Annotated in this window: 21 protein-coding genes and 1 pseudogene; 11 read left to right on the plus strand and 11 right to left on the minus strand. The window is 56.1% G+C overall.

Translation table 11 applies throughout. The features are described 5' to 3' along the window. Positions 1-10 precede the first annotated feature (10 nt). Both QDI87_RS11530 and QDI87_RS11795 read right to left on the minus strand, forming a co-directional pair. Positions 11-988 carry a hypothetical protein gene (locus QDI87_RS11530; RefSeq protein WP_278743467.1) on the minus strand — a complete coding sequence of 326 codons (978 nt, stop codon included), beginning with the start codon at positions 986-988 and terminating at the stop codon, positions 11-13. 69 nt (positions 989-1,057) lie between these two features. Next, a pseudogene (locus QDI87_RS11795) lies at positions 1,058-1,129 on the minus strand (zinc-ribbon domain-containing protein); the annotation flags it as partial. A 290-nt stretch (positions 1,130-1,419) separates the two neighbouring features. On the opposite strand from QDI87_RS11795, the gene QDI87_RS11535 reads away from it, so the two are divergent. Further along, the gene (locus tag QDI87_RS11535) at positions 1,420-1,644 is read left to right on the plus strand and encodes a hypothetical protein (RefSeq protein WP_036378827.1); all 225 of its coding nucleotides are present in this window, start codon (positions 1,420-1,422) and stop codon (positions 1,642-1,644) included. Here QDI87_RS11535 and QDI87_RS11540 read toward each other — a convergent pair. Both QDI87_RS11540 and QDI87_RS11545 read right to left on the minus strand, forming a co-directional pair. Continuing rightward, positions 1,635-2,255 (minus strand): recombinase family protein, encoded by a 621-nt coding sequence (locus QDI87_RS11540; protein WP_278743469.1) that lies wholly within the window; start codon positions 2,253-2,255, stop codon positions 1,635-1,637. The genes QDI87_RS11535 and QDI87_RS11540 overlap by 10 nt on opposite strands. Before the next feature lie 674 nt (positions 2,256-2,929). After that, complete coding sequence (locus QDI87_RS11545; protein ID WP_051652244.1) at positions 2,930-4,678, minus strand: sigma-54 interaction domain-containing protein; 1,749 nt, start codon at positions 4,676-4,678, stop codon at positions 2,930-2,932. A 291-nt stretch (positions 4,679-4,969) separates the two neighbouring features. Here QDI87_RS11545 and QDI87_RS11550 point away from each other — a divergent pair, with 291 nt between their 5' ends. The 3 genes from QDI87_RS11550 (at position 4,970) to iadA (ending at position 7,390) form a co-directional block, all read left to right on the plus strand. Then, on the plus strand, positions 4,970-5,659 hold the full coding sequence (locus tag QDI87_RS11550) for a nucleoside recognition domain-containing protein (RefSeq protein WP_278743472.1): 690 nt from the start codon (positions 4,970-4,972) through the stop codon (positions 5,657-5,659). After that, positions 5,646-6,122 carry a YjiG family protein gene (locus tag QDI87_RS11555; protein WP_055162118.1) on the plus strand — a complete coding sequence of 159 codons (477 nt, stop codon included), beginning with the start codon at positions 5,646-5,648 and terminating at the stop codon, positions 6,120-6,122. The genes QDI87_RS11550 and QDI87_RS11555 overlap by 14 nt, the downstream gene beginning before the upstream one ends. 77 nt (positions 6,123-6,199) lie before the next feature. Continuing rightward, complete coding sequence (gene iadA / locus QDI87_RS11560; protein WP_278743474.1) at positions 6,200-7,390, plus strand: beta-aspartyl-peptidase; 1,191 nt, start codon at positions 6,200-6,202, stop codon at positions 7,388-7,390. A 283-nt stretch (positions 7,391-7,673) separates the two neighbouring features. Here the strand turns inward: iadA and QDI87_RS11565 are convergent, their stop codons facing one another. Together QDI87_RS11565 and QDI87_RS11570 are read right to left on the minus strand one after the other, a co-directional pair. Then, a complete protein-coding gene (locus QDI87_RS11565; protein ID WP_278743476.1) occupies positions 7,674-8,624 on the minus strand; it encodes a WYL domain-containing protein in 951 nt (316 codons plus the stop codon). Next, positions 8,599-9,963 carry a helix-turn-helix transcriptional regulator gene (locus tag QDI87_RS11570; RefSeq protein WP_036377542.1) on the minus strand — a complete coding sequence of 455 codons (1,365 nt, stop codon included), beginning with the start codon at positions 9,961-9,963 and terminating at the stop codon, positions 8,599-8,601. Before QDI87_RS11570 ends, QDI87_RS11565 begins: the two co-directional genes overlap by 26 nt. A gap of 192 nt (positions 9,964-10,155) precedes the next feature. On the opposite strand from QDI87_RS11570, the gene QDI87_RS11575 reads away from it, so the two are divergent. The 3 genes from QDI87_RS11575 (at position 10,156) to QDI87_RS11585 (ending at position 12,412) form a co-directional block, all read left to right on the plus strand. Beyond that, positions 10,156-11,100: a hypothetical protein gene (locus QDI87_RS11575; RefSeq protein WP_155948103.1), complete on the plus strand. Its 945-nt coding sequence runs from the start codon at positions 10,156-10,158 to the stop codon at positions 11,098-11,100. 17 nt (positions 11,101-11,117) lie between these two features. Then, positions 11,118-12,071, plus strand: coding sequence for a DUF1848 domain-containing protein (locus tag QDI87_RS11580; RefSeq protein WP_278743477.1), 954 nt, complete (start codon positions 11,118-11,120; stop codon positions 12,069-12,071). 119 nt (positions 12,072-12,190) lie between these two features. Continuing rightward, positions 12,191-12,412 carry a hypothetical protein gene (locus tag QDI87_RS11585; RefSeq protein WP_255240919.1) on the plus strand — a complete coding sequence of 74 codons (222 nt, stop codon included), beginning with the start codon at positions 12,191-12,193 and terminating at the stop codon, positions 12,410-12,412. Positions 12,413-12,624: 212 nt separating this feature from the next. Here the strand turns inward: QDI87_RS11585 and QDI87_RS11590 are convergent, their stop codons facing one another. After that, positions 12,625-13,245, minus strand: a complete 621-nt coding sequence (locus QDI87_RS11590; protein WP_278743479.1) for a Flp family type IVb pilin — start codon at positions 13,243-13,245, stop codon at positions 12,625-12,627. Positions 13,246-13,331: 86 nt separating this feature from the next. Then, positions 13,332-16,184, minus strand: a complete 2,853-nt coding sequence (locus QDI87_RS11595; RefSeq protein WP_278743480.1) for a zinc-ribbon domain-containing protein — start codon at positions 16,182-16,184, stop codon at positions 13,332-13,334. Between the two features lie 259 nt (positions 16,185-16,443). Here QDI87_RS11595 and QDI87_RS11600 point away from each other — a divergent pair, with 259 nt between their 5' ends. Then, positions 16,444-17,562 carry a metallophosphoesterase gene (locus QDI87_RS11600; protein ID WP_278743481.1) on the plus strand — a complete coding sequence of 373 codons (1,119 nt, stop codon included), beginning with the start codon at positions 16,444-16,446 and terminating at the stop codon, positions 17,560-17,562. An 86-nt stretch (positions 17,563-17,648) separates the two neighbouring features. Beyond that, positions 17,649-18,305, plus strand: coding sequence for a flavodoxin family protein (locus QDI87_RS11605; protein ID WP_278743483.1), 657 nt, complete (start codon positions 17,649-17,651; stop codon positions 18,303-18,305). Positions 18,306-18,371: 66 nt separating this feature from the next. Here the strand turns inward: QDI87_RS11605 and QDI87_RS11610 are convergent, their stop codons facing one another. The 3 genes from QDI87_RS11610 to dcuC form a co-directional block, all read right to left on the minus strand. Beyond that, the gene (locus QDI87_RS11610) at positions 18,372-19,523 is read right to left on the minus strand and encodes an MFS transporter (RefSeq protein WP_278743496.1); all 1,152 of its coding nucleotides are present in this window, start codon (positions 19,521-19,523) and stop codon (positions 18,372-18,374) included. A gap of 184 nt (positions 19,524-19,707) precedes the next feature. Then, positions 19,708-21,021, minus strand: a complete 1,314-nt coding sequence (locus QDI87_RS11615) for an amidohydrolase (protein WP_278743497.1) — start codon at positions 21,019-21,021, stop codon at positions 19,708-19,710. 67 nt (positions 21,022-21,088) lie between these two features. Continuing rightward, the gene (gene dcuC, locus QDI87_RS11620) at positions 21,089-22,351 is read right to left on the minus strand and encodes a C4-dicarboxylate transporter DcuC (RefSeq protein ID WP_036377513.1); all 1,263 of its coding nucleotides are present in this window, start codon (positions 22,349-22,351) and stop codon (positions 21,089-21,091) included. A gap of 149 nt (positions 22,352-22,500) precedes the next feature. On the opposite strand from dcuC, the gene QDI87_RS11625 reads away from it, so the two are divergent. Both QDI87_RS11625 and QDI87_RS11630 read left to right on the plus strand, forming a co-directional pair. Continuing rightward, positions 22,501-23,730 carry a M20 family metallo-hydrolase gene (locus QDI87_RS11625; RefSeq protein ID WP_036377510.1) on the plus strand — a complete coding sequence of 410 codons (1,230 nt, stop codon included), beginning with the start codon at positions 22,501-22,503 and terminating at the stop codon, positions 23,728-23,730. Positions 23,731-23,986: 256 nt separating this feature from the next. Next, a complete protein-coding gene (locus QDI87_RS11630) occupies positions 23,987-24,445 on the plus strand; it encodes a MarR family winged helix-turn-helix transcriptional regulator (protein WP_036377507.1) in 459 nt (152 codons plus the stop codon). Positions 24,446-24,637 lie beyond the last annotated feature (192 nt).

The following is a 24,637-nucleotide window of genomic DNA, read 5'->3' on the forward strand; positions in this document are numbered from 1 at the left end:
TTTTGCTGCTTCACTCGACAATCGTAATGTAGATTTTCGTAGCCTTTTCCCAGCTTCCGTAGTTTGGGACGACGGTGAAGACGGCTTCCCCCGGGGCGTTGGCAGTGATGAGCATCTCCGTATTGGATCCCTTGAAGCCTTTCTTGCCGACACCTTTGACGCTGACGCAGTTAGTTGGCGAGACAATGCCCATTCCATCGCGTTTGCCATTCGTCATCAGACGCAAATCGCCAGCATCGCCGCTGTCATCGCCAGCCATCAGATGGAGCTGCTGTCCGACGTGCAACTGGACATTGCTCTTGGAGAGCTGCAATACGGAAGTCTTGCCACCAGTATAGAGGACCTGAATGGTGTTATTGTTTGCCGTCTTGTCGGATTGCGCAGTCTTTGCCGGACTGTCGGGAATCCGGACACTGATGTAGGCGACGAGGTTCGTGTCGGGATTGATGGCGAAGCGCAGGATACCGGTCTTGCCATTGATGGTGGAAAAAGTATATTCATAGAGAGTTTTCCCATCATACGCCAGTGTGCTGGTGGGATTGCCATAGGCACTCACGACCTCATCGAGTGTTGAGCCTTGGTGGATACCGCGCTTTGTCTTGACTTCGTCGTTCTCGGAGACGAGCGATGTCAGCTTGTTGTCGACAGAGCCGACCTTGAGCCCCTCGTAGAAATAATACATGTGGTTCCCGTCCTGCTTTGAGGAACTCTCCTGCCCTAGGCGGTTATGCATCTCATCGAGCGTGATACCGAGGTCAAGCCCACCAAGCGAAAGATCACTGCTCATCTCCGGCTGCTTTTTCTCCGCAACGACATCAGCCGACTGTTCTGCCGCAGGTGCAGCATCTTCCTTAGTTGTGAACTGCTTGCCTACGAAGAACCCTGCTGCACCAATAAGCACGAGTGCTGCAATGCCCAGTGTGATATAGCGTTTCTTCGAGTGCTTCGGCCCATGTGGCTGACCCGCATCTCTCCCTGATGCTGCCATCTTTAACGGCATGCCATCGGTGTTTTGCTGTATCGTTGCCACATCATCCTTCTTTTCCGGCTCTAACGGCGTCCCGCAGTTCATGCAGAACTTCGATGTCTCATCTTGCTTCGCCCCACAATTCGGGCAGTATCTAGCCATTTGATCACCCCATCTTGTTTGATTCGTAGTTTTTTATTATCATTCGTCAGCCACTTTCCATAACCCTTTTTTGATGATTCGTCTAATTCCGGTATCATCCGCTTCAGTCGAAGGCTCGGTATCCTGTTTGTACATGGAAATCAGATTTCGTGACAATAGTGACAGAAATGGCCACGGCAAATCCGTATACTGATAACTGTAACGAGAAAACAAAGCCGGAGTCTCGGGATAACAGATGAAAGATACAAGGAACAGAAGTCACCCGAGCAAACGAAAGGAACGTGATCACCATGGCTGATAAGAATGCATTTGTCCTGCAGGATGACTGCAGCTACTGCGGCGCACAGGAGAAGGAAGAACAGAAGGAACTCTTATATGAGTGCAGCAATTGCGGTACGCTCTACTGCGACAGCTGCGGTGAAGACAAGGGCTGCCCGAACTGCGGCGCTCCGTTCAGTGACTCGCATCCGATTGAGCCACTGGGCGCTAGCAGCTGGAACCCGAATCAGGGCTGATTGGATGCGAGGTGGCATCTTTTCTTCTGCCACTCCAGCTCGTGGAAGACCACGCCGCTTTCCTTCAGCCACATATACACGGTAGGCCGTGAAGCATGGCAGATGCGCATGAGCTCGGAGACGGAGCGGATCTCGCGGTTCTGGTATTTCTTGACAAGTTCGTCCCAGTCGACGGGCTTTTTCTTTTTCTGCCGGCCCTTGTAGACCCCCTTGGCCTTGGCAACGGCGATACCTTCGGCCTGGCGCTGCAACATGATCTTGCGCTCAAAGGTGGCGATGGCGGCGAATACGGTCATCGCGAGTTCACCGGCAGGCGTAGAGGTATCAAAATTTTCTTTGAGCGAGATGACCTGCACGCCCTTCTCGCGGAGGTCCTGGATGATGCTCAGCAGGTCCTTCGTGCTGCGAGCCAAGCGCGAAAATTCGGACACATAGATGGTGTCACCTTCACGCGCAAAATCGATCATGGCTCTCAATTGCGGTCGCTCCGTATTTTTACCGGATAACTTATCTTTATAGATACGTTCTACATTTGCCTTCTCTTTGAGTTCGATGATCTGTCGTTCTTCATGTTGCTCGACAGTAGAGACTCTGACATAGCCTATTTTCATGAATATTCCCTCTATACTATAAAAGTATCTCTTAACATTCTCTGATATATTGTTTATTATAGCATATTTTACAATTTGATTCGCGTTGTAAACGAATTTTGTATTTATAAAAATAGAGCACGCTTTAATTTGACAGTATAATAAAAACAGAAATAATTTCTTAATATTTTAAATAATCGAATTAGATATTCTTATTATATAACTCAATCTATAGCTAAATCAATACCATGAATATTTCGTCAAATTTATTATGTGAATATTCCGTTTTTAATGCGAAAAAACATTCCTAGATGTGCTGCACTTCATCCAAAGTGACAAAATACGGATGGTTCTGGAAAGAGAGCGAAAAAGCGTCTCATGTTGCTAAGTGCAACAGAGACGCTCCTATATGATGATTCACTTGAGTCGAGAATGACGCATCGACCTGTCGGCTCTTCCCCAGCGAGCTCCGTCTATCACCTGTACGGAGCGATCTGGCAATGCCATCAGGTTCTGCACAAGGTGGTCGTACATGCTCTCTCGGACCTGGATGCAATGTGTAATGAAATCATTGACCGGCTCCCGTTTCAAGCGACATGGTGTTGCAAATGCATAATAAAGAGGTACCTCCTGGAATCTCAGTATGCGGCCAATCGATTCGCTTGAACAACGGCACCCCGGATGAAATCTTTATATTACAATAAGGGCTGATTCCGCGCAATATCGCCGCGTGAGTCCAAAATCTCTGACCAGTTTCTCCTGAGCTGGATGCCACCGCGTCCAGATTTAAGGGTGATCTCGCCCTCTTTCACAAGATCCTGGCAGATATGGCGAATCTGGCTTTCGGGGACATCCAGATTCCGCGCCAGAGAGCGTCGCCCTAAATGCTTGCCTATGCGCGCAGCGATGGCCAGTTCCTGCAAGACAGCCTTCTTCAGATTTTCTCCAGCCGTTTCTCCTCCCTGCCGATTCCGCATGGATGCGATAGTGGCAGTAAAGCTCGATGGAAGGTCATCCGGTCGCGGTCGTCCGTCGCAGACATTGGCCAGGTATTCAACAACGTTCTGCAATTCGCGGATATTGCCGGGCCAGCTGTATTGATGGAATACCGGCAGGATTTCTTTTATCCAATCGCGCATCTCAGAAGCGCCCATGTCCAGGAAGAAGGATTTGAGAAAGGCAGCTACCAGCACAGGGATGTCTTCTTTCCGTTCGGCAAGTGGTGGTAGTGTCAACGGTAGCACGTTCAGGCGATAGTAAAGGTCTTCACGGAATCTCCCTTGGCGTATGAGGACCTTGAGGTCCTGGTTCGTCGCTGCAATGATGCGTACGTCAATATGGATTGGTACAGTGCTGCCTACGCGACGGATCTCGCGTTCCTGCAGGACACGTAGCAATTTCACCTGAAAGGAAAGCGACGCATCGCCAATCTCATCGAGAAAGATTGTCCCATGATTGGCCTGCTCAAACAGGCCAATCGCCCCATGGCGCGATGCGCCAGTGAAGGCGCCTTCGACGTAGCCGAAGAGCTCTGAATCGAGCAGCGTCTCAGTTATGGCTGCGAAATTGACTGCTACGAAGGGTCCATCTGCACGCTCAGACGCGTTGTGGATGCTCTGAGCCATGAGTTCCTTGCCTGTGCCACTCTGCGCCTGGATAAGTACGGTAGAATCTGAATCAGCAAAGCGCTTAGCAATGTGGATTGCAGACTGCAACGCGGGTGCGCTTCCTATGATATCATCAAAGTGGTAGACTGCCTGCAGGTTGACATCGGACGTCTTCTGGCTTCTAGATGCTTCCAACCGGCAGAGCTCCTGCTCCAGTTGTGCAGCCCGGTTCTTATAGCGCTGGTTCTTGTCGATAAGCTGGATGATATCACGGACATATTGCGCCGATAGGAAATCGGCATAGTACGTCAGGAGCCCGATGCGCGATAACATCTCTACCAATGAAGTGATATCCAAGAGCCTTGTCTTGATGTCGACTATCTTTTCGATGCTAGGCGGTACAAAGCGAGATTCGCCTGGCGTCACCGCTACCTTCGCCATTTTCGGATCATCCATACCAGGAGCATATGCATAGTAGTTGAGATGATCGATGCCAAGCGTCTGCAACAAGGATATGGTGTCGTTGGCACTCTGGATACAGTCATTGACGAGCAGGACGTTTGTGCCGGCCGGTAGCTCGAATAGCTTATCGACCTCATGGTAGTTGATGGAACGCCGAGAAATCATATAGGGCAGGCCATCTGACAGATGCGTATGGGTCTTCTGATAGGCAAGGCGGCTCGTAAAAATGGCAAAATCCGCCTTGATCCGTTGGGGCAGATTGCCCTCTGCATAATAGTTGCTGATGTTGATACGATTGCCCAGCAATCTGTGCAGCTGGTCACGACAGAAGTAAGAGGTCTTCTCTCCGAGAGCAATCAACGCGATGTGCTTCATGCCTGACTTCCTCCTCAATAAAGGGGTTATTCCCATAAAATTTAATCCCATTTCTCTTATTATACCATTTTATAGCATAAAAATGTATACATACTGGTTCAGGATAACAGATGTGTATCTCAAAAAAAGACAAACGTTGCTTATTCAGCCTGTTTTTGCATGGCAATACATGTTTTCCCATGGAATTGTCCATCGAGCAATAAACTTGGCACGTATCTTGCATCATAAAATAGGTGTGGCCATATCTTAGGAAGTGTATCAATTGAATCATATCAACAAGGAGAGATTCTTATGGGAGACAATAAAACGCCCAAGAACGAAACGCCAAAGATCAAGGTAGGCTGGGTAGGCTATGCTGCCTTTTTCTTTGCCATCATCATCTTCTCTGGTATCTTCTCATCTTCGGATACCTGGCTCAAGGTATTTGACTTCAACGTATTGAACGGTAAATTCGGCACGATTCCGCCGGGGGCCGAAAAAGCACTGGATTTCCGCGGTGCTGGTGGCACGGGTGCCCGCGATGGCTTCCTGTTTGCCATCGAGCTCATACCAGCGGTCATCTTGGCGCTTGGCATCGTCAATGTCATAGACGGTCTTGGCGGCCTGCGTGCAGCCCAGAAGCTCATGACACCAATCCTGAAACCGTTGCTCGGCATACCGGGCATCACGGCACTTGCCAGCATCGCCAACATGCAGAGCACAGATGCCGCAGCCGGCATGGTCAAGGAGCTATATGACCAAGGCGAGATAACCGATAATGAACGATCCATCCTCATTGCCTATCAGACGAGTGCCTCGGCTTTCATCACGAATTACTTTTCATCTGGCGCAGCCGTCTTCAGTTTTATGCTTGCACCGATTATCGTTCCGATTATCGTCATGTTTGTCTTCAAGATCATCGGCGGCAATTTGATGCGCCTTTACCTGAAAATGTTCTACCGGAAAGATACGACTGGAGGGAATGCAAATGGCAACGCCTGAAACTGCGAAAAAGAATATCCTTGACCTCTTTATTGATGGCGCACGCAATGGTTTCAAGATTGGTACGACGAGCTTGCTTCCAAACGTCATCATGGCCTTCGTCATCATCCGCATCCTTGATGTCACAGGTCTCCTTCACATCATCGGTGTGGTCTGTGCCCCCATCATGGCGCTCTGGGGATTGCCTGGTGAAGCGGCAACTGTTCTCGTCACTGCAATCATGAGCATGGGCGGCGGCATCGGTGTTGCGATGAGCCTCTTCACGAGCAACATCCTGGATCCCGCACAGCTCACGATTCTCGTTCCTGCCATCTACCTGATTGGCAACCCGGTACAGAACGTCGGCCGTTGTTTGGGTATCTCCGGCGTCAATACCAAGCATTATGTTGCAATCATCAGCATCTGCTTCATCAATGCACTGCTCTCAATCTGGGCAATGCGCCTCATCCTGCTGTTCCTCTGAGATCAGCTCTTCTTCACATCGATGACATATCCAAAGTATATCCATCAAGTAATATATTAGGAAAGGATGATGACTTTATGTCGAACCAGCCATTTTTCACGATACTGCGCAATGCTCATCTCTATGCACCTGAAGATCAGGGAATCCAGGATCTTCTGATTGCCGGAGAAAAGATTGCCGGCATCGGCAAAGGTATTGAACCGCCGAAAGGCATCGAATGCCGTGAAATTGATCTCAAAGGCGCACGCGTGCTTCCAGGCTTTATCGACGGTCATGTCCACATGATTGGCGGCGGCGGTGAAGGCGGGTATCATACGCGCACACCGGAACTCCTGCTCTCTAAAGTGACGACATCTGGTGTCACGACAGTCTGCGGTCTGCTCGGAACGGATGGCACAACACGTCATGTCGAGAGCCTACTCGCCAAAGCGCGCGGACTGGAATATGAAGGTCTTTCTACCTACATCTACACGGGTGCTTATGAACTTCCCACACCGACCATTACAGGCAGCGTCCGCAAAGATATTGTCATGATTGATAAGATTATCGGAGCTGGCGAGATTGCCATGAGCGATCATCGTTCAGGCCAACCAACAGCTCAGGATTACCGTCGTCTCGCTGCTGAGACGCGTGTTGGCGGCATGATCAGCGGCAAAGCTGGTATCATCAACATGCACATGGGCGACGGACGCAATGGCTTGAAATATCTGTTCGAGATTACAGAAGACGGCGAGATTCCCAAGACACAGTTCCTGCCGACGCACGTCAATCGCAATAAGCGCCTATTTGCCGAGAGCATTGAATGGGCAAAGCAAGGCGGCTACATGGACATCACCTCAGGAATCGACCCGAGTCACCCCGGCTCCGAAAATGCTGTAAAACCGAGCAAGGCCGCCAAAGCAGCCCTCGATGCCGGCGTTCCGCTTTCTCACATCACCATGAGTTCCGACGGCAATGGCAGTATGCCAGTATTTGACGATGCCGGCAATCCGATTGGCGTCGGCGTTGGTGACCAGCATTCCATGTTTACGGAATTCCGCGATATGGTCGAAGAAGAAGACATTGCCATCGACCAGGCCATCCAGATTCTCAGCACTAACGTAGCCAAGGCGCTCCATATCCATCCGAAAAAGGGCATCCTGGCTCCACAGAGCGATGCAGACTTCATCGTCATCACCGATAACTTCGAGCTCCAGCACGTCTGGGCAAGAGGCCAGCATATGGTCGAGGACGGCCAGGCCATCGTCAAAGGAACCTTTGAAGCATAATCTCTATTCGATGCAGGCTTCTTCATACACCTGCATCATCAAAAATTCACCGGGTGAATATCCTACATCACAGCAAAGGAAATTCACCCGGTGAATTTTTTCTTTATGGAAATTTCTGGTCAATGCTTTTTTATGAGTTTTTCGTGAGGCATCTTATATTATCGGCCGTAGTTCTCTCATGTTCGCCTTTTTGCCCGATATGAATGCCGTCTTCATAGATTCCTTCACTCAAATTGCACATATTACTCAACTCCTTTGCTTCATTTATGTTGAAGCGCACCATCTACTGCAGGTTCTGCCAGGCGGCTTTCAGGCGCTCGATGATGGCTTCGCGCATCTCTGCGGGGGCGAGGACGGTAGCGGCGGCGCCGAGGGAGAGGATTTGCTGCAGGATCTCGCGGCGGTCGAAGTCGTAGTAGTAGAGCTGCATGGTGTAGGTGTCGGTATCCTCGTCGTAGCTGGCCTCTTTGTCGTAGCTCGCAAACATCATGAAGCTGCGCTCGACAGCGTTGTTCTGGCGTTCGATGCGCAGGGTCACGCTCTGGCGGCGGTCCGCGAGAAACTGATGGAAGGCTTCCTCTGTACTTGCGGGGATTGGCGCGTCAAGGCACTGGACCGACGCGAGTCTCGCAACGCGCATCTTGATGGCGCGTGCCTCGTCGGGCTGCCAGATGATGAGATAATAACAGTTGGCCGCCGCGTCGTACTCGAGGCGGCAGGGTGAGCAGATTCCCTCGTGGATCTGGCCGCTGCTGTCGCGGTTGGCATAGGCGAGCTGGTGCTTCTCGCGCAGGGCCTGCCAGATGGTGGCGAGTCGCCCCTGCAGGGCCGTGCGGTCATCGCCCTGCTCCTGCACCGTCTGCCAGATTGTTTTGCGCGGCCACTCGGGGACGGCTGCGAGCGTTTGGCGCAGCTTCTCGCGCAGATCGTCGGGCAGCAGGAAGGCGGCGCCTGGATCCTCGAGCATTGCGCGGAGCCAGACGAGCTCCGCCGTCGTCGCTCGCGCGGCAATGCCATTGTCGAGAAAGAGACAGGCAGATCCGTCGGGCTGGAAGAGAAAGAGCGTATCGATGAGCGCATTGGCCCGCTCAAGTCCTCCCCAGTCGAGATTCGGCAGCTGCTGCAGGATGTCCGCGCGCGTCATGCGCGTCCCTGCCGCAATCGCGTTGATGATGCGGCAGAGCGCCAAGAAGAGCTCCGAGTGGACTTCATGGAAGAGCGGGGCGTATGCCATAATGTTTCAATGCCTCCTCAATGTCAATCTTCATGCGTTCGGCGAGGTGTGCGGGGCCGTCTTTCTCAACGCGCACGATGGGGTAGAAAGTCCTGAGCCACGGCATGAGCTTGAGGTCGTCGACCGTCTCAAGCGCGACGTGCAGTGTGCCGAGGCCGTCGTCGTGAATGGTGGCCTTTGGCTCGTGCTCCCGGATGCGGTAGATGAGACGGTCGCGCCCGCGCTCGTCATCATAGCGAAAGGCGAGCTGCAGGGTGTGGCGCTCCGGGAGCGTGACGTCCGGCTGATTCTTGATGGTGCGAGCAGGCTGGACCTCCTGCATGAAGTCGATGCGGTACGACTGCGCAATCGTGAAGCGCTTCGAGACGGTGCAGCGCTTGCGGATGGCGAGCAGATACTGGCGGCCCGACTCGAAGTCCGTGATGAGCCGCAACGGAATGGCTAAGACGCCCTTGCCGCGGTAGCGGAAGCGCACGGCGCGGCGCTCCGCGATGCAGCAGGCGAGCGCGTAGAGCACATCATCGTCGAGGATGCGCGTGATCGTCATGTGCTTAAACTGGCACGGCACCTCGACGCAGGGTGCGGCTGGATAACGGGCACGCAGGCTCTGCTCGAGGAAGTAGCCGGGCATGCCGATCAGCGAGACATTGCGGTAAAAGGCGATGGCTGGGAGCAGGGCGCTGGCCTCGTCTTCGCGCAGGCCCCCGAGGATGTCGGGCGCGAGCCGGTAGCTGTAGCGGCCGCTCTCCTCGCGGCGCTCCAAGAGCCCCTGATCCGTCAGGTCGCAGAGGTAACGGTGCAGCGTGCTGCGGCTGATGTCCTCGACCCGCTTCGGGAAGGGCCGGTCCGTCGGGACGAGCTCATACTGCAGGAGTGTCTTCTCGTCGAGAAAGCCACGGCCATCATCAGCAGCACTACAGGCACCTGCAGAAGCATTGGCGCCATTCGTGTCGGCTGCGTCCGCCAAGCGGGCTTCCCTGCCGGAGCGGGCAGCCTTGCCCGAGAAAACCTGCAGCAGGCAAAGGAGCGCAAAGGCCGACGAGCTCTTCAGCGACTTGATGGCGTACGTGCGCGCAAGGTCGTTGAACGAACTGTGATACGAATCGCCCTTGAGGCTGTGGATCTCGCGGTGGCCCTGCCGCACCGCCTGAAGACGGTCCTCCGGCAGAAAGGATCGCACCCGCGCCCAGTTGTCCTCATAACTCCGCGCACTCTGTCCCAATTGCCGCGCGAGGTATTGTTTGTGATAGCAGCCATACGAGATGTACCGCAGGAACATCCGCAGCTTGTCGTAATCCGCGATGTACTTGTTCCAACCGCGTCGCTTCCTGCCTGCCATACCATCATCCCCTTTCAATAGCCTGCCAGTTGTAATCATTCCTTCCTATTCTAACATAGGTCAAGCAGCAACCGTTAGCCCCGCCGCGAAAGTTCACATGTTTTTTGACACGAAAGCCATCTGCATTTCTTCTACAATGAACATGTCAACGGAAAAGAAGCACGAAGAAAAGAAGGAAAGGGGACCTGCCTCATGGAACGTATGATGGAGCACAATATTTTTGACCGCGTCTTCGATAAGACATATGGTCCGGCCGTTATGCCGTACGGCCGTCTCAGCGATGCGGAAACCATCCGCGTGCGCGAGGCAGTGCAGTCGCTGCGTCAGAGCTATCAGCCGCAGTACGCGAATGAGGCCTGTGTAAGCCGCTACCATACCGAGGAAAACCGCAAGGCGTACATGCTCGCTTACTACCCGTACTACGTCGAGCCAGCCTGCCGCGTCGTCCGCGACTATGTCATCCCGGCCCTGCAGGAACGCCAGTCGTTCTACCCGGTCCTCAACCTGGCTTTCTTTGCCGGGGGACCGTGCCCCGAAATGTACGGCACACTCAAAGCCCTGCGCGGCGCACAGCTCCACGACAGGACGGCCATCACCATCCTCGACTGGGAATGCGGCTGGAAGAGCGAGCAGCGGATCAGCTGGCAGCTCTGCAAGGAAGATGGCCTGATTCACCGCGGCGATGAAGGGACACTCATCTACCGCTGCGACAACCTAGTGCCATGCGAGCAGTGCATGCACGGCAGGAGCTGCCGCAAGCGCATCCAGGAGCAGGCCGATGTCTACTTTCTGCAGAACTATCTGAGCCATGTTGGGCCGACGGAGCAGGAGACTTTCCTCAGCAAGATGCGCGCCACGGTGGAACAGGCCAAGCCCGGCGCTGTCTTTGTCATCATCGACCTGAAGTATGCGGGCAGCAAGGCCATCATGCGCGAGCTCGCAGCTCGCGTGCAGGCGGAGTGGGATGTACCTGCCGAGGTCATCGGCACGAATCTCTTTACAGGCGGCGCGCCAGCCTGGAGCCGCTGCCCCTACGAGATGCCTGCGGAGGTCCAGGCCAAGATTTTCCGCGGTGACAGCGGTTTCATGCCTAAGAAGTGGACGCGGTACTACTACCTCGTCCTGCAGAAACATTGAGAAAAGAGGAATCATCCATGATCATCAGTGCCAGCCGCCGGACCGATATTCCGGCTTTCTATACACCGTGGTTCATGAACCGCGTCCGCGCGGGCTTCGTCGACGCAATCAACCCATTTAACCGCAAACAGGTCAGCCGCATCTCGCTACGGCCGGAGGACGTCGACTGCATCGTCTTCTGGACCAAGAACGCCGCGCCGATGCTGCCGCATCTCGCAGAGCTCAGCGCGATGTACCCGTTCTACTTCCAGTTCACCATCACGCCGTACGGCCACGACGTCGAGCTGGGCCTGCCCGACAAGCGCGAAGTCATCCGCACCTTCCAGCAGATGTCAAAGCAGCTCGGCAAAACGCGCATGGTCTGGCGTTACGACCCCATCCTGCTCAACGACCACTACACCATCGAGCGTCACCTGCACGACTTTGCCGTCATGCTCAAAATGCTCGCACCGTACACCGACCGCTGCGTCATCAGCTTCCTCGACCTCTACCACAAGACCGAGCGCAACACGAAGCCACTCGCACTGCACCCGCTCGGTATCCCTGAGATGAACGCATTGGCCGAGGGCTTTGCTCGGCTCGCCAAGGGCTCCGGCGTCACCCTGCAGTCATGCTCCGAGGCGATCGACCTCGCCGCCTACGGCATCGAACACGGGGCCTGCATCGACAAGGAACGCATCGAGCGCGTCATCGGCGCGCCCATCGACGTCAAGAAAGACCCGACTCAGCGCGACGTCTGCCACTGCATGAAGAGCGTCGACATCGGCCAGTACGACACCTGCCTGCACCGCTGCCGCTACTGCTATGCCAACACCAACGGGCGCATGGCCGAAGCCAGCTTCGCCGACCACCACAGCGACGCCACCATCCTCTCCGGCACCCTGCGCGGCGACGAGACCATCACCGCGCGCAAAGTCACGCATCTGAAAATCCAGCCGACAGCCGAGAGCCAGATGGATTCCTTGTTTTGATCGACGTTAAAAATTCGACGGGTGAATTTCCTTCATCATAGTAAAGGAAATTCACCCGTCGAATTTTTCTAGTCACTCTATTGACCCCACCCCGGATCCCGTTCGTTCACAATATCGTCATGGCCAATGTCCTCTTCGCAGCTGCCTATCTGGGCATCGACTCCTGCCCCATCGAAGGCTTTACGAAGGATAAGGTTGAGTCCATTTTATCGGATACCTACCATCTCTATAACTCCGAACATTTCGGTGTTGCCTGCATGACCGCGCTCGGCTACCGCGGTGAAGCTCCGCATCGCGACAAACGCCGTCGCCCCCTCGAAGAATCTGTCCTCTGGAAATAAGTAGCTTCTAGCATCTTCTACTATAAAGGCTGCTACACACAGCAGCAAAAAATCGACGGGTGAATTTTCTCCATCATAGTGAAGGAAATTCATCCGTCAATTTTTTGCTATCTGCTCTACCGAAAAAATCAGCCTCGGTCTCGTTGACCAAGGCTGACGATTTTCCTGTCCTAGGAGTCCACCGCAGAGTTTATCTTTCATCTGAAGACTGTTTACAGCTTGTTTGTTGGGGTGGGGTCGATGATCATCCCATTTCCATCTGGAGAGGGGCCCACGTAGCCTGGAACGTTAGAATAGTAGCGTCCTGATCCGGTACCATTATAGTTTCCCTCATCAATCTTAATTGGATGAGCATTTCCCTTATCCTTCGTGTAATAATTACTTGGATTACTATTGTACATCTCTTTCAATTCACCGTAAGTCTGACCACCATTAGCATCTGCCGAATAATAAGTGAACACCGTGTGACCATGGGTAGTGACCCTGACAAACCAGGCATCTCCCGGTTTGGTCTTGATATTCAGCTTCTTGGCCAATTCTTGTCCTTTTTCGCTGTCTGAGGTAATTTCCAAAGTTTTGCTCGGTTTCCCCTGCAGCTCATCAGCCAATCCGTCATACCGCCCCTGCCTGAGCCGTTCAATGATGTCCTTTGCTGTAGTGGCCGCCGCAAGAGGCGGCTTCGACGCCTCTTCAATCAGGGTGTTGACATTGCTGAAAACAGAGCGGATGGAGTCAGCCAAGTTCCCGTTGGCAAAGAGCACACCTCCAATGCCCACAACGAAGGCCAGTATCAACGCATATTCAACAATACCCTGTCCTTTTTGTCTCCCCATCTGTTTTCATCTCCAATTCCATTTCCTTTATTTTATCATATTATGCAGTTTGCAGAGCCTTAATTTTTACCTTTACCGCATAAAGATTACGATTTTGATTTTGTGAACGGCAGGGGGCTGCCGCACTGGCCGCAAAAGCGGGCACCGGGATCGGCAGGGGCTCCGCACTGCGGGCAGAAGGATGTGGGCTGCTGGGCTGAGGCCTCTTGTTCCTGTCCTTGCGGATGGCGAAGCAGGACGATCTCATTGAGGAGGTCGCAGAACGTCGGGTCTTCATCCGACTCCCCTTTGAAGCGGGCCAGCACGGTGCCAAAGGCAGTTGCTATGAGTTCCTGATCGTCGTATTCCACAGGGCCTACTTGGTCCAGAGAGACGTGGAGGCCCATGGAGCAGATGAGCTGGCCGTCCTCGGTGATCAGGAAGCCTTCCTCGCCCTTGCCCCAGAAGAGGGAATGGGTGGAATCGCAGAGCAGCACGACCTGGGCTCTCTGGACGCCTGCCCGTGCGCCGTAGGACTTCATGGCATTGTCCAACGGATTGGACAGCTTTTCCCCCCAATAATAGTAGGCGGCGTTGGCCATCTTGTCTTTCACGACGTCCCGCAAGCAGTCCACTCGTACATCCAGGGGCACGAGTGCCTTGCGGCTGTTCCACTCGTCGCTGACGGCATCTGCATCCTCCGCATTCTGTGCGGCCTTCCGATAGAGCTGCCAAGCCTCCGTGAAGTCGAATGTCTCGCTTCGCGGGTCGACGCAGAGCCGGGCTGCTCGGAGCAGTGCATCCTGGCTGCCGAAATCCAGGGCCGCTTGATAGTAGGCCAATGCCTCTGCATCCTGCCCCTTGGCCTCCATTTCCTTGCCGAGCTGGAGGCCAAGTGCCTTGATTTTCTCCGCAGCTCCCGGATAGTCCTCCGCCAAGGCGCGTTGGTAATCGTGCCAGGCCTGCTGCCAGTCTGTCCTAGCCTGCGGTCCCGTTTCTGCCTTGGCCTTTTCTTCCAGCGCTTGGCCCCAGGCAAAGGCCAGCGCTCCGAGGGCCTGCCCTGCTTCTTCACAGCCATAGGCCTTGGCTTTCTCGTACCAGTCCATGGCCTTGGCCTCGTCTTTTTCCATGCCCTTGCCCTGCTCGGCCATCTGGCCCAGATAGAGGCAGGCCGTGCCGTCGCCTTCTGCGACCAACGTCTCGTACCAGGCCAAGGCCTCGTCGTACTTTCCCGCATCTACTAGCGCCTGCGCGTCCTTGGCGGCCAATCTCCGGTAAGCAGCACACTGTTCATTCTGTTTCTTCTTCAGATATTGGTACAGCACCCAGGCCGCTTCCTTCTTGCCCAGCACAGCGGCTTCCACGGAAGACCACTGCGCTTCTTCCTGCTGGCCGTCTTTCGCCTGCAGGATTCCTGCCTGCCAGGCCGCTTCGGCACTGCCCATCTCTGCGGCAAGCAGAAAGGCAGATAAGGCGCGCGCTTTGTCTTTGGCGCCTAGCAAAGCCTCTGCCTCTTGGAGCTTCTTCTCGCGGAGCTCTTTAGACCATGCCGCTGCGTTACCTCTAAACTGCACCAGATGGAAGTGGACGCCATGACCAATCCAGTCGGTATCTCCTGGATGGTCGAGAGTCAGCTCTACCTCGCGGTCCATCCCCCAAAAGCTCACATCGTTGGCATCTGCCGGGATCCAGTACGTGCCAGCCGTCAGGGCGATGTACATAGGAGCCGGCCCCTCCTTGCGGAACATCTGAGGCAAGTCGCGGAGCTCGATCAGCAGAGCCATCAGCATGGCTGGCCCTGCCACCACATAAAAAGGACGGGAAAGGAAGTTCGGCATCCAGTCAGGGAAATGGAAATCCTGTCCGACTTTCTTGTCAAGCTCATACGTCTGCCAGACCGACTTGGCCAGTTCGAGCTCCTCACCTTCGGACGCTGCGATATGGAACACATCCCTTGCGGCAGATGGCTCCAGCTCCAACAGCGCCTCATAGACCGACTGCGTCTCACCGGTTATCTCCAGGCAGCTGCAAAGACCTCTGAGCACCTCTTCTTTTTCAAGCTTGCCGCTGGCGTACCGTTCCAGCAGGTTCTTCCGCCGACTGTCTGCCTTGCTCGTCTCAAACGACACCTTCGGCACGCGGCCTTCTTCCGCCAACAGTTGATAGACCTCGTTGAACAGGTCGAACCGGCAGACCGAATTGATGAAATCGCGGGCCATGGCCGGATAATTCCGCTTGGCACTCCTGTCCTGGATGAAGCGCTCGAGACGGTCGGAATAGGAATTGCCTGTAATGCTGCGCCCGAGTGCGCTCAGGGCATCTTGCGCCGTGTTCATCATCGACGCCTTGATGGTGCCTGTGATGGCCCCCGTGATGCCGAAGCCGCCGCCACGCCAGCTCGCCTTGTCGGCCTGCCTCTCCACCGCCAAGTCCTTTTCATAGTCCTCAATGGCCGCCTTGTCTGCCAGCATGGCCTTGACAAGGTCCGTCGACATGGCGAAATCGTCAAGCCTGTCCCAGAGGTCCTTCTTCGTCACATAGTCGATGCCGCGGTCGATCAGGAGCTCCACGGCCTTCTCGAAAAGCGGGTCGCAGACGGTCATGCAGTACGCGAGCACCTGGGCTGAGAACTCCACGGGATTCTCCACCACATGTTCCTTCAGGTGCTTGCGTATCTCATATCGGGCGAGCAGCGCAATCCGAGTCCCCTCCCGGTTGAACGGCGCCCAGAGCTGGTTGTAGATGGCTGTGGCCCGCGGCAGCTCCACTTCGTATTTTCCGAGAAGCGTGAAATGGCTGCCGGGGATATCTGTGAGCGGTTCATCCTGCGGCCCTGCCACAGGTGCCTGTCCTTCGTCAGCATCAGCCCCATCGTCCAGCCCTTCCGGGACCTTGGCTCCACAGTTGAAACAGAATCTAGCGTGATCCGGCAGCTTCGTGCCGCAGTTCATGCAAAACATCTTCTACACCCCCAAGTGAATCAGATGGTCATTGGTCTAAGTACTAGATACTAGGTATAGATTCTGCTTCCACCGCTAGTTTTCCTGCAATGTCAATCACTGCAGGTGAGTCAGCTTGTGCAAAAGTCAGCACTGGACTTTTTGATCAGGAAGATGGCGAATCGAAAAGGAAATCTATCTGCGTGAACGGTCAGCAGGACTTTGCCGCACTTCGTCGAATTAAATTTAGATAAAGGGAAACAAGAACGGGGGAACTTTGGTGAAACACCGCTACACTTTCTATTGGATCCTATGGGGCCTCGGCGAGCTCTCAGGGCTGGGGCAGTGGCTGCTCTTGCGCTGGGCACTGCCCGTCCCGGAGCACGGGCTGCTCCTGATTTTTTTGCTGCTGCCGTTTATCTATCTCATACCGAACATCCTCGGGAATCACCTGCCGCTGCGCGTGACGCGGCTGTTGGCGAGAATTGGCGGCTACTGGTTCATCTACGGCTACTACATGACGCTCCTGTTGCTGCCTGCCTTTATCGTCTGGCTCGTCTGCCTTGCACAGCCATTCGGCTTTGGTCTTGACTGGTGGCATACCGTCTTTGCCGTCTATTACGGCCAGGCCTCCCTGCTGGGACTGGCGGCCTTGCTCGCAGTCGGCAGCTGGCGCGCACGCCATCCGGTGGTGCGCCGCATCGAGATGGAGACCGAAAAGCCCATCGAGCGGGCGTTCTCGGTGGCATTTGCCAGTGATATCCACCTCGGGGCCGTCCTGGGCCGTTCGTTTGCGGCAGAGCTGCGCCGCGACATGATGAATCTGCAGCCCGACCTCATCCTTTTCGGCGGCGATATCATCGACGGCAACCTCGGCTATGTGCTGCGCGACAAGAGCTTCAAGGGATTTGCGGGACTAAAGGCCCCCTGGGGCGTCTATGCGGTCTTCGGCAACCACGACACGTACGGGATGAACCTCGGCAAGGAGCAGAAGCGCCTGAAACAGAACGGCGTGCGCTGCCTGCGCGGCGGCACGGTGCATCTTGTCGCCGGTGTATCGCTCGTGGGCATGGAAGACTACATGATCGCCCCGCACGCCCAGTTCCCGCAGGCAGAGCCCGACGCCTTCACGATTGCGATGGAGCACGAGCCGCTGCGCATCGAGCAGGCCGCCTCGCGCGGCATGGACCTCTACTTCGCAGGTCACACGCATGCCGGACAGTTCTGGCCCAACCGGTTCGTGACCAGGCGCATCTTCGCCCTCAATTACGGCGCAAAGCGCTTCGGCCACCTGCTCGCCATCGTCTCGAGCGGCTACGGCGCCTGGGGCCAGCTCTTCCGCCTCGGCCCAGCGCCGGAGATCGTGCTGGTGAACGTCAAGCCAACCCGCAAGGTCTGACGACCTGACGCGCTTTGACACGCCTCACGGCGAAAGCCGGGAGATTCTTAGTTCAACCAATCATGTGATATCTAGGAGGAATGTTCATGAAAATCATGGCAATCAACGGAAGCCCGCGCCGTGCGGAGAATACGGCGCGACTGCTGCACAAGGCATTGGCAGGAGCCGCTTCGCTTGGAGCGGAGACGGAGTATATCGACCTCTACCCGCTGAAGTACAAAGGATGTCTGAGCTGTTTCTACTGCAAGCGCAAGGACAAGGAGCACGGTGTCTGCATCGTCAAGGACGATCTCACAGCGGTGCTGGAGCGCGCCAAGCAGGCAGATGCCCTGCTGTTCGGATCCCCGATCTACTTCATGAATCTGACATCGGGCATGCAGGCGTTCCTCGAGCGCTTCTTCTTCTCGCAGTACATCTACAGCAGGGAAATCCCTTCGGTGCTCGGGAAGACCATCCCCTCTGCGTTCCTCTACACGATGAATGCGACGGAAGAACAGGCAGACGCATTCCACCTGAAGGACAGCCTGGCCGCTTACGAATGGTCAGCAGCCGGTATCCTCGGCGCAAAGCCCTACTTGTTCTACGATTTCAACACACTGCAATTCAAGGATTACAGCAAGTACGAGTCCTCGATTTTCTCCGAAGAAGAGAAGCGCGACTACCATGAGAAGCACAGTGCTGAAGTGGCAGAAAAAGCATATGAATTGGGCAAGCAATTAATCCTGGACGCGCAGAACGATTGAGAAGATGACACGAAAAAAAGCGCTCATGCGAGCGCTTTTTTTCGTGCATTTTTCCGACGGAACCCCTTACTCTACGATATGGCGGTAGACGTAGGCCGCGATGACGGCCTGCAGCAGGACAAGTACGGCGAGCAGCGTGAAGGCAGCGTAGAGGCTCGTCTGGTGGGCGATAAAGCCAATGGCGGCAGGCCCCATGAGGATGCCGAGGTAGCCGAGCGTACTGACAGCTGGCACAGCGAGGCTGATGGGCATGACGTGCTGTTTGCCGAGCAGCGAGAAGAAGACGGGCACGACATTGGCGCAGCCGACGCCGATGAAGAAGAAGCCGAGGTAGAGCAGGACGACGGTCGGCGCAAAGATGATGAACAGGAAGCCCGCGACGGCGAGCAGGCTGCCGCCGATGACGACGCGCTCCTGGCCGAGCTTCTGCACCGTCCAGTCGCCGAGCAGGCGCATGGTCAGCATGGCTGCCGAAAAAACGGTAAAGCCCGTGCCCGCCAGAGCCATGTCAAAGTGGCGGACGGTCGTGAGGAAGACACCGCCCCAGTCCATGATGGCGCCCTCGACGAGAAAGGCGATGCAGGCGATGATGCCGACGAACGTCACGATGCCCTTCGGCAGGGCGAGTAGCTTACCGCCAGCATCGCCGCCGTACGGCAGCAGATGGCGCGAGGCCGCGAGCGTCACGAGCACCATGACGGCGGCCGCAATCCCCGTCGAGGCGAGAGGCGTCAGTGAGAACGTGCCGACCCAGATGCCGAAAAGGCCCGCGCCAGCAAAGCCACCGACACTCCAGAGCGCGTGCATGCCGCTCATGAGGCGTCGCCCCGCCGCTTTCTCAACGATGACCGCCTGGATGTTGACGACGACGTCTATGCAGCCCATCGTCGCACCGAAGATCAGCAATAGCGGTATGGCCAGCTGGAAGGAAGACACCGTGCAGAGCGCGAGCAGCAGCGCGCCATAGACGAGCCCCGCAGCGGTCAGCACCCTGCGGCAGCCGAGCCGCACCGCCGCCGCGCCCGAGAGCGGCATCGTCAACAGAGAGCCAATGCCGATGCATAAGAGCAGCATGCCGAGCACATCCTCCGCAATGCCGAGCCGTGCCTTTAAAAGCGGCACCAGAGGCGCCCACGAGGCCGCACCGAACCCCCCGACAAAAAAGATAGCCCGCGTCGCATGCTGTTCCGCCAGGCCAGGTTTTTCATATTCTTGTATCACGCAATCCTCTCCCTTTCTGTAAACACAGGAAACACGCCCATTGTAGCATAGACCGCCACATTTTGCCATTGCCTTTCGCACAGGGACAAATCGATCCATAAAAAACGAAAAAACGTCCGGCATCAGACGTTTCACGGTACCGGACGTTTTGTATGGCGATTTGGCTCGGACGAGATGTCAATCACTTGCTCAAGAGCAGCTTGCAGACGGCGCAGCCCATGAGCTTGAGGGAGTAACCGAGAGCGCGTTCATCGAAATCGAAATGGGAGTCGTGATGACCGGCAGCGAGGTCGGCGCCGACCATCATGTAGGCTGCCTGGCCGCCGTGAGACTGGACGCGCTCCATGAAGTAGGAGAAATCCTCGCTGGCGCCGAACGGGCACGCACCGACGACTTCATTGAAGATGCCAAGGCTCTTCGCCTCTTCTTCCAGGAAAGCGGCAAGCTCTGGCGAGTTGCTGCCGCCGGCTGCGCCGCCGACTTTCTCGATGTCGACCTTGACGTCGTACATCATGGCCGCGGCCTTGATGATGCGCTGGGCTTCCGTCTCCATGAAGGCATTGATCTCGCTCGTCGCGCCGCGCGTCTCAAGGCAGAGCAGTGCCTTGTCGCCGATGACATTGCGGCCACTACCCGCATCGAGACGGCCGACATTGATGCGCGAAGCCCCTGCCGAATGGCGCGAGATGGCATGCAGGTTGAGCGTGGCACAGGCAGCGGCCAGCAGTGCGTTCTTGCCCTGCTCCGGCGCAGCGCCGGCATGAGCCGGAACGCCCTGGAAGCGGGCATCGTACTTGCTCGTCGCCAGGAAGCCCGTGACGTTGCAGGCAACAGTTCCCGTCTTGCGCATCTTGAAGCCGAAGTGCGCGCCGAGCATGTAGTCGACATCATCGACAATGCCGCTCTCGACCATGGCATGCGCACCGCGCACGCCCTCTTCTGCCGGCTGGAAGCAGAGCTTGATGGTGCCGCGCAACTGGTCTTTGAGGCTGGCCAGCAGTTTGGCCAGCGCGAGGCCGACCGTCGTGTGGCCGTCGTGGCCGCAGGCATGCATGGCCCCTACATGACAGGAAGCGAAGCCCTCTTTATTGGCGCGGTGCGATTCTTCTCCCGTCTCCGTCACATCGTTGGAATCCATGTCGAAGCGAACCGCGACAACAGGACCGTTCTCCGAGAACTTCATGACCCCGAGCACGCCCGTGCGGCCACCGTCCATTTTCTTAACCCAGTCGGGATCAGCGCCTTCTGCGATGGCGCGCTGCTGCTCCTTGGCGAGTTTCTCAGCCGATGGCACGCCCATCATAGCATCCTGACGAATGGTATCAGCCCCCGTCTTGACCGTGTAGCCGAGCTCCGCAAGCGTCTTGGCTACCTTGGCCGCCGTGCGGAACTCCGTCCAGCCCGGCTCCGGATGGGCGTGCAGATCACGGCGGCAGGCTACCATGTTCTCCTGCATATCATCGGCGAATTTCAAGATTGTCTCTTTGAGATCCATCATAATTCCTCCTATACGTTATCCTTAAGATAAGAAAAAGGTGCCGCAGAGCAGCACCTCCTATTCATCAGAAGAGCAGGATCAGCATGCCGACCGTCAGTGCGCAGAGCATCGGGATGGCATTGCGTTTCGTGATCTCCATCGGGTTGACACCAGCGATACCAGCGCAGATGATGGTCGCGCCAGCGATTGGCGACATCGTGCGCCCCAGCGTGCCGCCGAGCGTCGCCATGCTGCCCATCTGGACCTGCGACATGCCGAAGTCCGGTGCATACGGCGTGATGGCTTCATTGAAGGCAAACGTAGCCGCATCGCCAGAACCAGTCAAAAGGCCGAGCAGGAACGGGCCAAAAGCCGCACAGATCTTGACGATGGCCGGATTGTTGAGCATCGCATCGATGAACCACTTGACAAGGCCAATCGACGTGAGGCCTGCGACGAAGACGCCTGCCGAAATGATGATGCCGATGATGCTGCCATACGCCTTGCCCATGCCCTCAAAGAAAGCATCGCAGAGCGCTTTCGGCTTGGTGCGCGTAACAACGAGCGTCAGGAGTGCACCGATGATCATAGCCTGTGGTACGCCCATCTTGAAGATTGGCACAATCTTCGTCGAGCCGAGCAACAGGATGACAATCGGGACAACCGGCATCAGCGCGTAGAGATAATTGACCTTGAAGTTCGCATCGACCTGCAGGTGCTCGGGGACATGCCCTTTATCTTCCTTAAGCACATGCGCGATGATCGTGATGCAGATGGTCGCTACGAGCAGAGAAGCGAGGTTTGCTTTGTAGTGAAAGCCAATGACATCCATGACATCGACTCCAGCAATCTTCGCAACAAAGGGGTTGTGCGCAAGGCCAGGGTTCAGCATGCTGCCGTACGTTCCGCATTTGACGGCGGCAGCCGCAAGAGCAGGACCGACACCAGCCGCCATGAGTAGCGGGATGAAGATGGCACCAGCCGCAGCCGCCGTGCCAGCGGCACTCGGCAGTGCGATGTTGACGAGATACGTGCAGATGACGACGCCCGGTATCAAGAAGAAACGGACGCGCGAAATCACAGAGGCCATTGCATTGATCAGATGCTTATCGCATTCCGTGAAGCGCACAGCCAGTGCAAAGCCCATGACCGAGCAGACCGCCTGAATCAAGCCGCTGTTCGTCATGCTCTTCGCAAAGGCATCGAGTGCAGCCATCGGCACACCGCCGATGGCTGCCATGAGAATGCCGGAGCCAATCAGCGTGATGCGCGCATCCGCGCCCTTGACGAGCGCGTAGACGACACCGCAGACGATGATAGCACCAACAATCAGCATGAGTGTTACCATGCAGGATTCCACCTTTCTTGCAATAAATAAAAGTAATTATATCATTTAGTACATCATTATAAAGTTGCGGTATAATAATGTCAACAAACGCGAAATGAAAATCGCTAAGTATACAATAGAAATGGATGAGACGAGAGGAAGGATTTCACATGATTTCAAGCAAACGATTGCAGCGGCAGCTTGCGGCATTGGAGAAGATTACTGCGCCGGGGCGGGGGATCAACCGGCTGGCGTTCACGGATGCGGACTGGCAGGGGCGCTCGTATTTGATGGGGCTGATGCGTGAGGCAGGCATGGAGCTGCGCGAGGATGCGTTTGGCAATGTCATCGGCCATGTGCAGGGCGCGGACGAGAGCCTGCCTGCTGTCATGTTCGGCTCGCATGGTGACAGTGTGCCGGAAGGCGGCAATTTCGACGGCATCGTCGGCATCCTGGCGGCAATCGAGACGGTCCGCTCGATGCGCGAGGACGGCTTCATGCCGAAGCGGCCGCTCGAAGTCGTCTTGTTCCTCTGCGAGGAGTCGAGCCGCTTCTCGGCGGCGACGCTCGGCAGCCGGGCCATGCGCGGGGAGCTCTCGCAGGAAGACCTCGTGCGGCTGCACGACAAGGAAGGCCACACGCTCTACGAGGTGCTCAAGGGACGCGGCCTCGCCCCCGACCATATCGAATCGGCCCGCTACACGAAGCCCTTGCGCGCCTTCCTCGAGCTCCACATCGAACAGGGCAAGGTCCTCGAACACGAAGGACTGCCCATCGGCCTTGTCACGGGCATCGCAGCGCCGACGCGCTTCTACGTCCATATCCACGGCAGTGCCGACCACAGCGGCGCGACGCCGATGAACCTGCGGCACGACGGTCTCTGCGCGGCAGCGGAAGTCGTACTGGCTGTAGAGCGCGAAGCCTCGTCGTACACGGAATCCCCTGTCGTCGGCACGGTCGGCGTCCTCGAGGTCACGCCGGGCGCGATGAACGTCATCCCAGGCGAAGTCCGGCTCGGCGTCGACCTCCGCAGCACCTCAGGCAAGGCCAAGGACGCCGTCGAGCAGGCCGTCCGGCAGGACATCGCCTACATCGCCGAAAAGCGTCAGCTGGCGTATGACATCGAGCCTGTCAGCAAAGAAGAGCCTGCGCGCATGGACGCGGCGCTCGTCGGACTGCTCGAGGACACAGCCAAAGAGCTCGCCTTTCCCTATCGCCGGATGATGAGCGGCGCCGGTCATGACAGCATGCACTGGGCCGACTACGCACCGACGGCCATGATCTTCATCCCGTGCCGCGCAGGCATCAGCCACAATCCCGCAGAACATGCTGAGCTCGCGGACATCGTGCGCGGCACGGAGCTGCTCTCCGCCACCGTGCGCAAGCTCGCCAGCGAGTAAGTCGGACCGTCCGACTCTTCGACTAGCCGACTGTCCGACCACACGAAGCAGATCATACGCAAGATACTACAACCATTCCCGACTGCCTGATGCTGCTCGTCACAAATCCAATCTCAAGGGATTGGATTTACGTCAGAAAGATAATCTGATACAATAGAATTGTACAGAGAATACATCTGAGCAGCGTTCCCCCTGCGGAGCGCTCCATCCATGCATCATAAATCCGAATCACTATTGCATCAGAAAGGACAGCCCCATGACTGAAATAAACGAAAAAGAAGACCTCCTGCTGCTCGACAAGCAGCTCTGCTTCCCGCTCTACGCCTGCGCGCGCAAGATTGTTGCGGCCTACCACCCCTTCCTCAAGAAGATTGGCCTGACCTACACCCAGTACGTCACGATGATGGTCATCTGGGAAAAGAAAGAGATCTCCGTCCACGACCTCGGCGAGCGCCTCTACCTCGACTCCGGCACCCTGACGCCCGTGCTCAAGAAGCTCGAATCCTTCGGCTACATCGAGCGCCACCGCAGCACCGAAGACGAGCGCGTCGTCATCGCCATCCTGACCGAGAAGGGACAGGCCCTCAAAGAACAGGCCCGCCAGGTCCCCGAGCAGATGAGCTGCCACCTCACCGACCAGGGCGTAACCTTCACCCCGGACGAAGTCACTGCACTGAAAGGAGAGCTCTACAAGATCCTCAACGGACTCAAATAACCGGCCGAAAAGAACCCCCGCCGAGCACGGTGCCATCCGCACCGCTCGACGGGGGTTCTTTTCTTCCAGTTGACAGTCTTGCCCGCTGGGCAGGTCTTTTTTCAATGGACAAAGTTTCGCATTTTACCAGCAGGGATATCTCATTTGAAAACGAAATGGTATAATGGATACAAGAAATCACGGCGCGTGCTC

This window comes from Mitsuokella jalaludinii (assembly GCF_928722185.1).
GTDB lineage: Bacteria > Bacillota > Negativicutes > Selenomonadales > Selenomonadaceae > Mitsuokella > Mitsuokella jalaludinii.

What these genes read in the sequence shown, in the direction of transcription:
- QDI87_RS11530 (WP_278743467.1), bottom strand. Translation starts at nt 988, where the DNA reads ATGGCAGCATCAGGGAGAGATGCGGGTCAGCCACATGGGCCGAAGCAC.
- QDI87_RS11535 (WP_036378827.1), top strand. Translation starts at nt 1,420, where the DNA reads ATGGCTGATAAGAATGCATTTGTCCTGCAGGATGACTGCAGCTACTGC.
- QDI87_RS11540 (WP_278743469.1), bottom strand. Translation starts at nt 2,255, where the DNA reads ATGAAAATAGGCTATGTCAGAGTCTCTACTGTCGAGCAACATGAAGAA.
- QDI87_RS11545 (WP_051652244.1), bottom strand. Translation starts at nt 4,678, where the DNA reads ATGAAGCACATCGCGTTGATTGCTCTCGGAGAGAAGACCTCTTACTTC.
- QDI87_RS11550 (WP_278743472.1), top strand. Translation starts at nt 4,970, where the DNA reads ATGGGAGACAATAAAACGCCCAAGAACGAAACGCCAAAGATCAAGGTA.
- QDI87_RS11555 (WP_055162118.1), top strand. Translation starts at nt 5,646, where the DNA reads ATGGCAACGCCTGAAACTGCGAAAAAGAATATCCTTGACCTCTTTATT.
- iadA (WP_278743474.1), top strand. Translation starts at nt 6,200, where the DNA reads ATGTCGAACCAGCCATTTTTCACGATACTGCGCAATGCTCATCTCTAT.
- QDI87_RS11565 (WP_278743476.1), bottom strand. Translation starts at nt 8,624, where the DNA reads ATGGCATACGCCCCGCTCTTCCATGAAGTCCACTCGGAGCTCTTCTTG.
- QDI87_RS11570 (WP_036377542.1), bottom strand. Translation starts at nt 9,963, where the DNA reads ATGGCAGGCAGGAAGCGACGCGGTTGGAACAAGTACATCGCGGATTAC.
- QDI87_RS11575 (WP_155948103.1), top strand. Translation starts at nt 10,156, where the DNA reads ATGGAACGTATGATGGAGCACAATATTTTTGACCGCGTCTTCGATAAG.
- QDI87_RS11580 (WP_278743477.1), top strand. Translation starts at nt 11,118, where the DNA reads ATGATCATCAGTGCCAGCCGCCGGACCGATATTCCGGCTTTCTATACA.
- QDI87_RS11585 (WP_255240919.1), top strand. Translation starts at nt 12,191, where the DNA reads ATGGCCAATGTCCTCTTCGCAGCTGCCTATCTGGGCATCGACTCCTGC.
- QDI87_RS11590 (WP_278743479.1), bottom strand. Translation starts at nt 13,245, where the DNA reads ATGGGGAGACAAAAAGGACAGGGTATTGTTGAATATGCGTTGATACTG.
- QDI87_RS11595 (WP_278743480.1), bottom strand. Translation starts at nt 16,184, where the DNA reads ATGTTTTGCATGAACTGCGGCACGAAGCTGCCGGATCACGCTAGATTC.
- QDI87_RS11605 (WP_278743483.1), top strand. Translation starts at nt 17,649, where the DNA reads ATGAAAATCATGGCAATCAACGGAAGCCCGCGCCGTGCGGAGAATACG.
- QDI87_RS11615 (WP_278743497.1), bottom strand. Translation starts at nt 21,021, where the DNA reads ATGGATCTCAAAGAGACAATCTTGAAATTCGCCGATGATATGCAGGAG.
- dcuC (WP_036377513.1), bottom strand. Translation starts at nt 22,351, where the DNA reads ATGGTAACACTCATGCTGATTGTTGGTGCTATCATCGTCTGCGGTGTC.
- QDI87_RS11625 (WP_036377510.1), top strand. Translation starts at nt 22,501, where the DNA reads ATGATTTCAAGCAAACGATTGCAGCGGCAGCTTGCGGCATTGGAGAAG.
- QDI87_RS11630 (WP_036377507.1), top strand. Translation starts at nt 23,987, where the DNA reads ATGACTGAAATAAACGAAAAAGAAGACCTCCTGCTGCTCGACAAGCAG.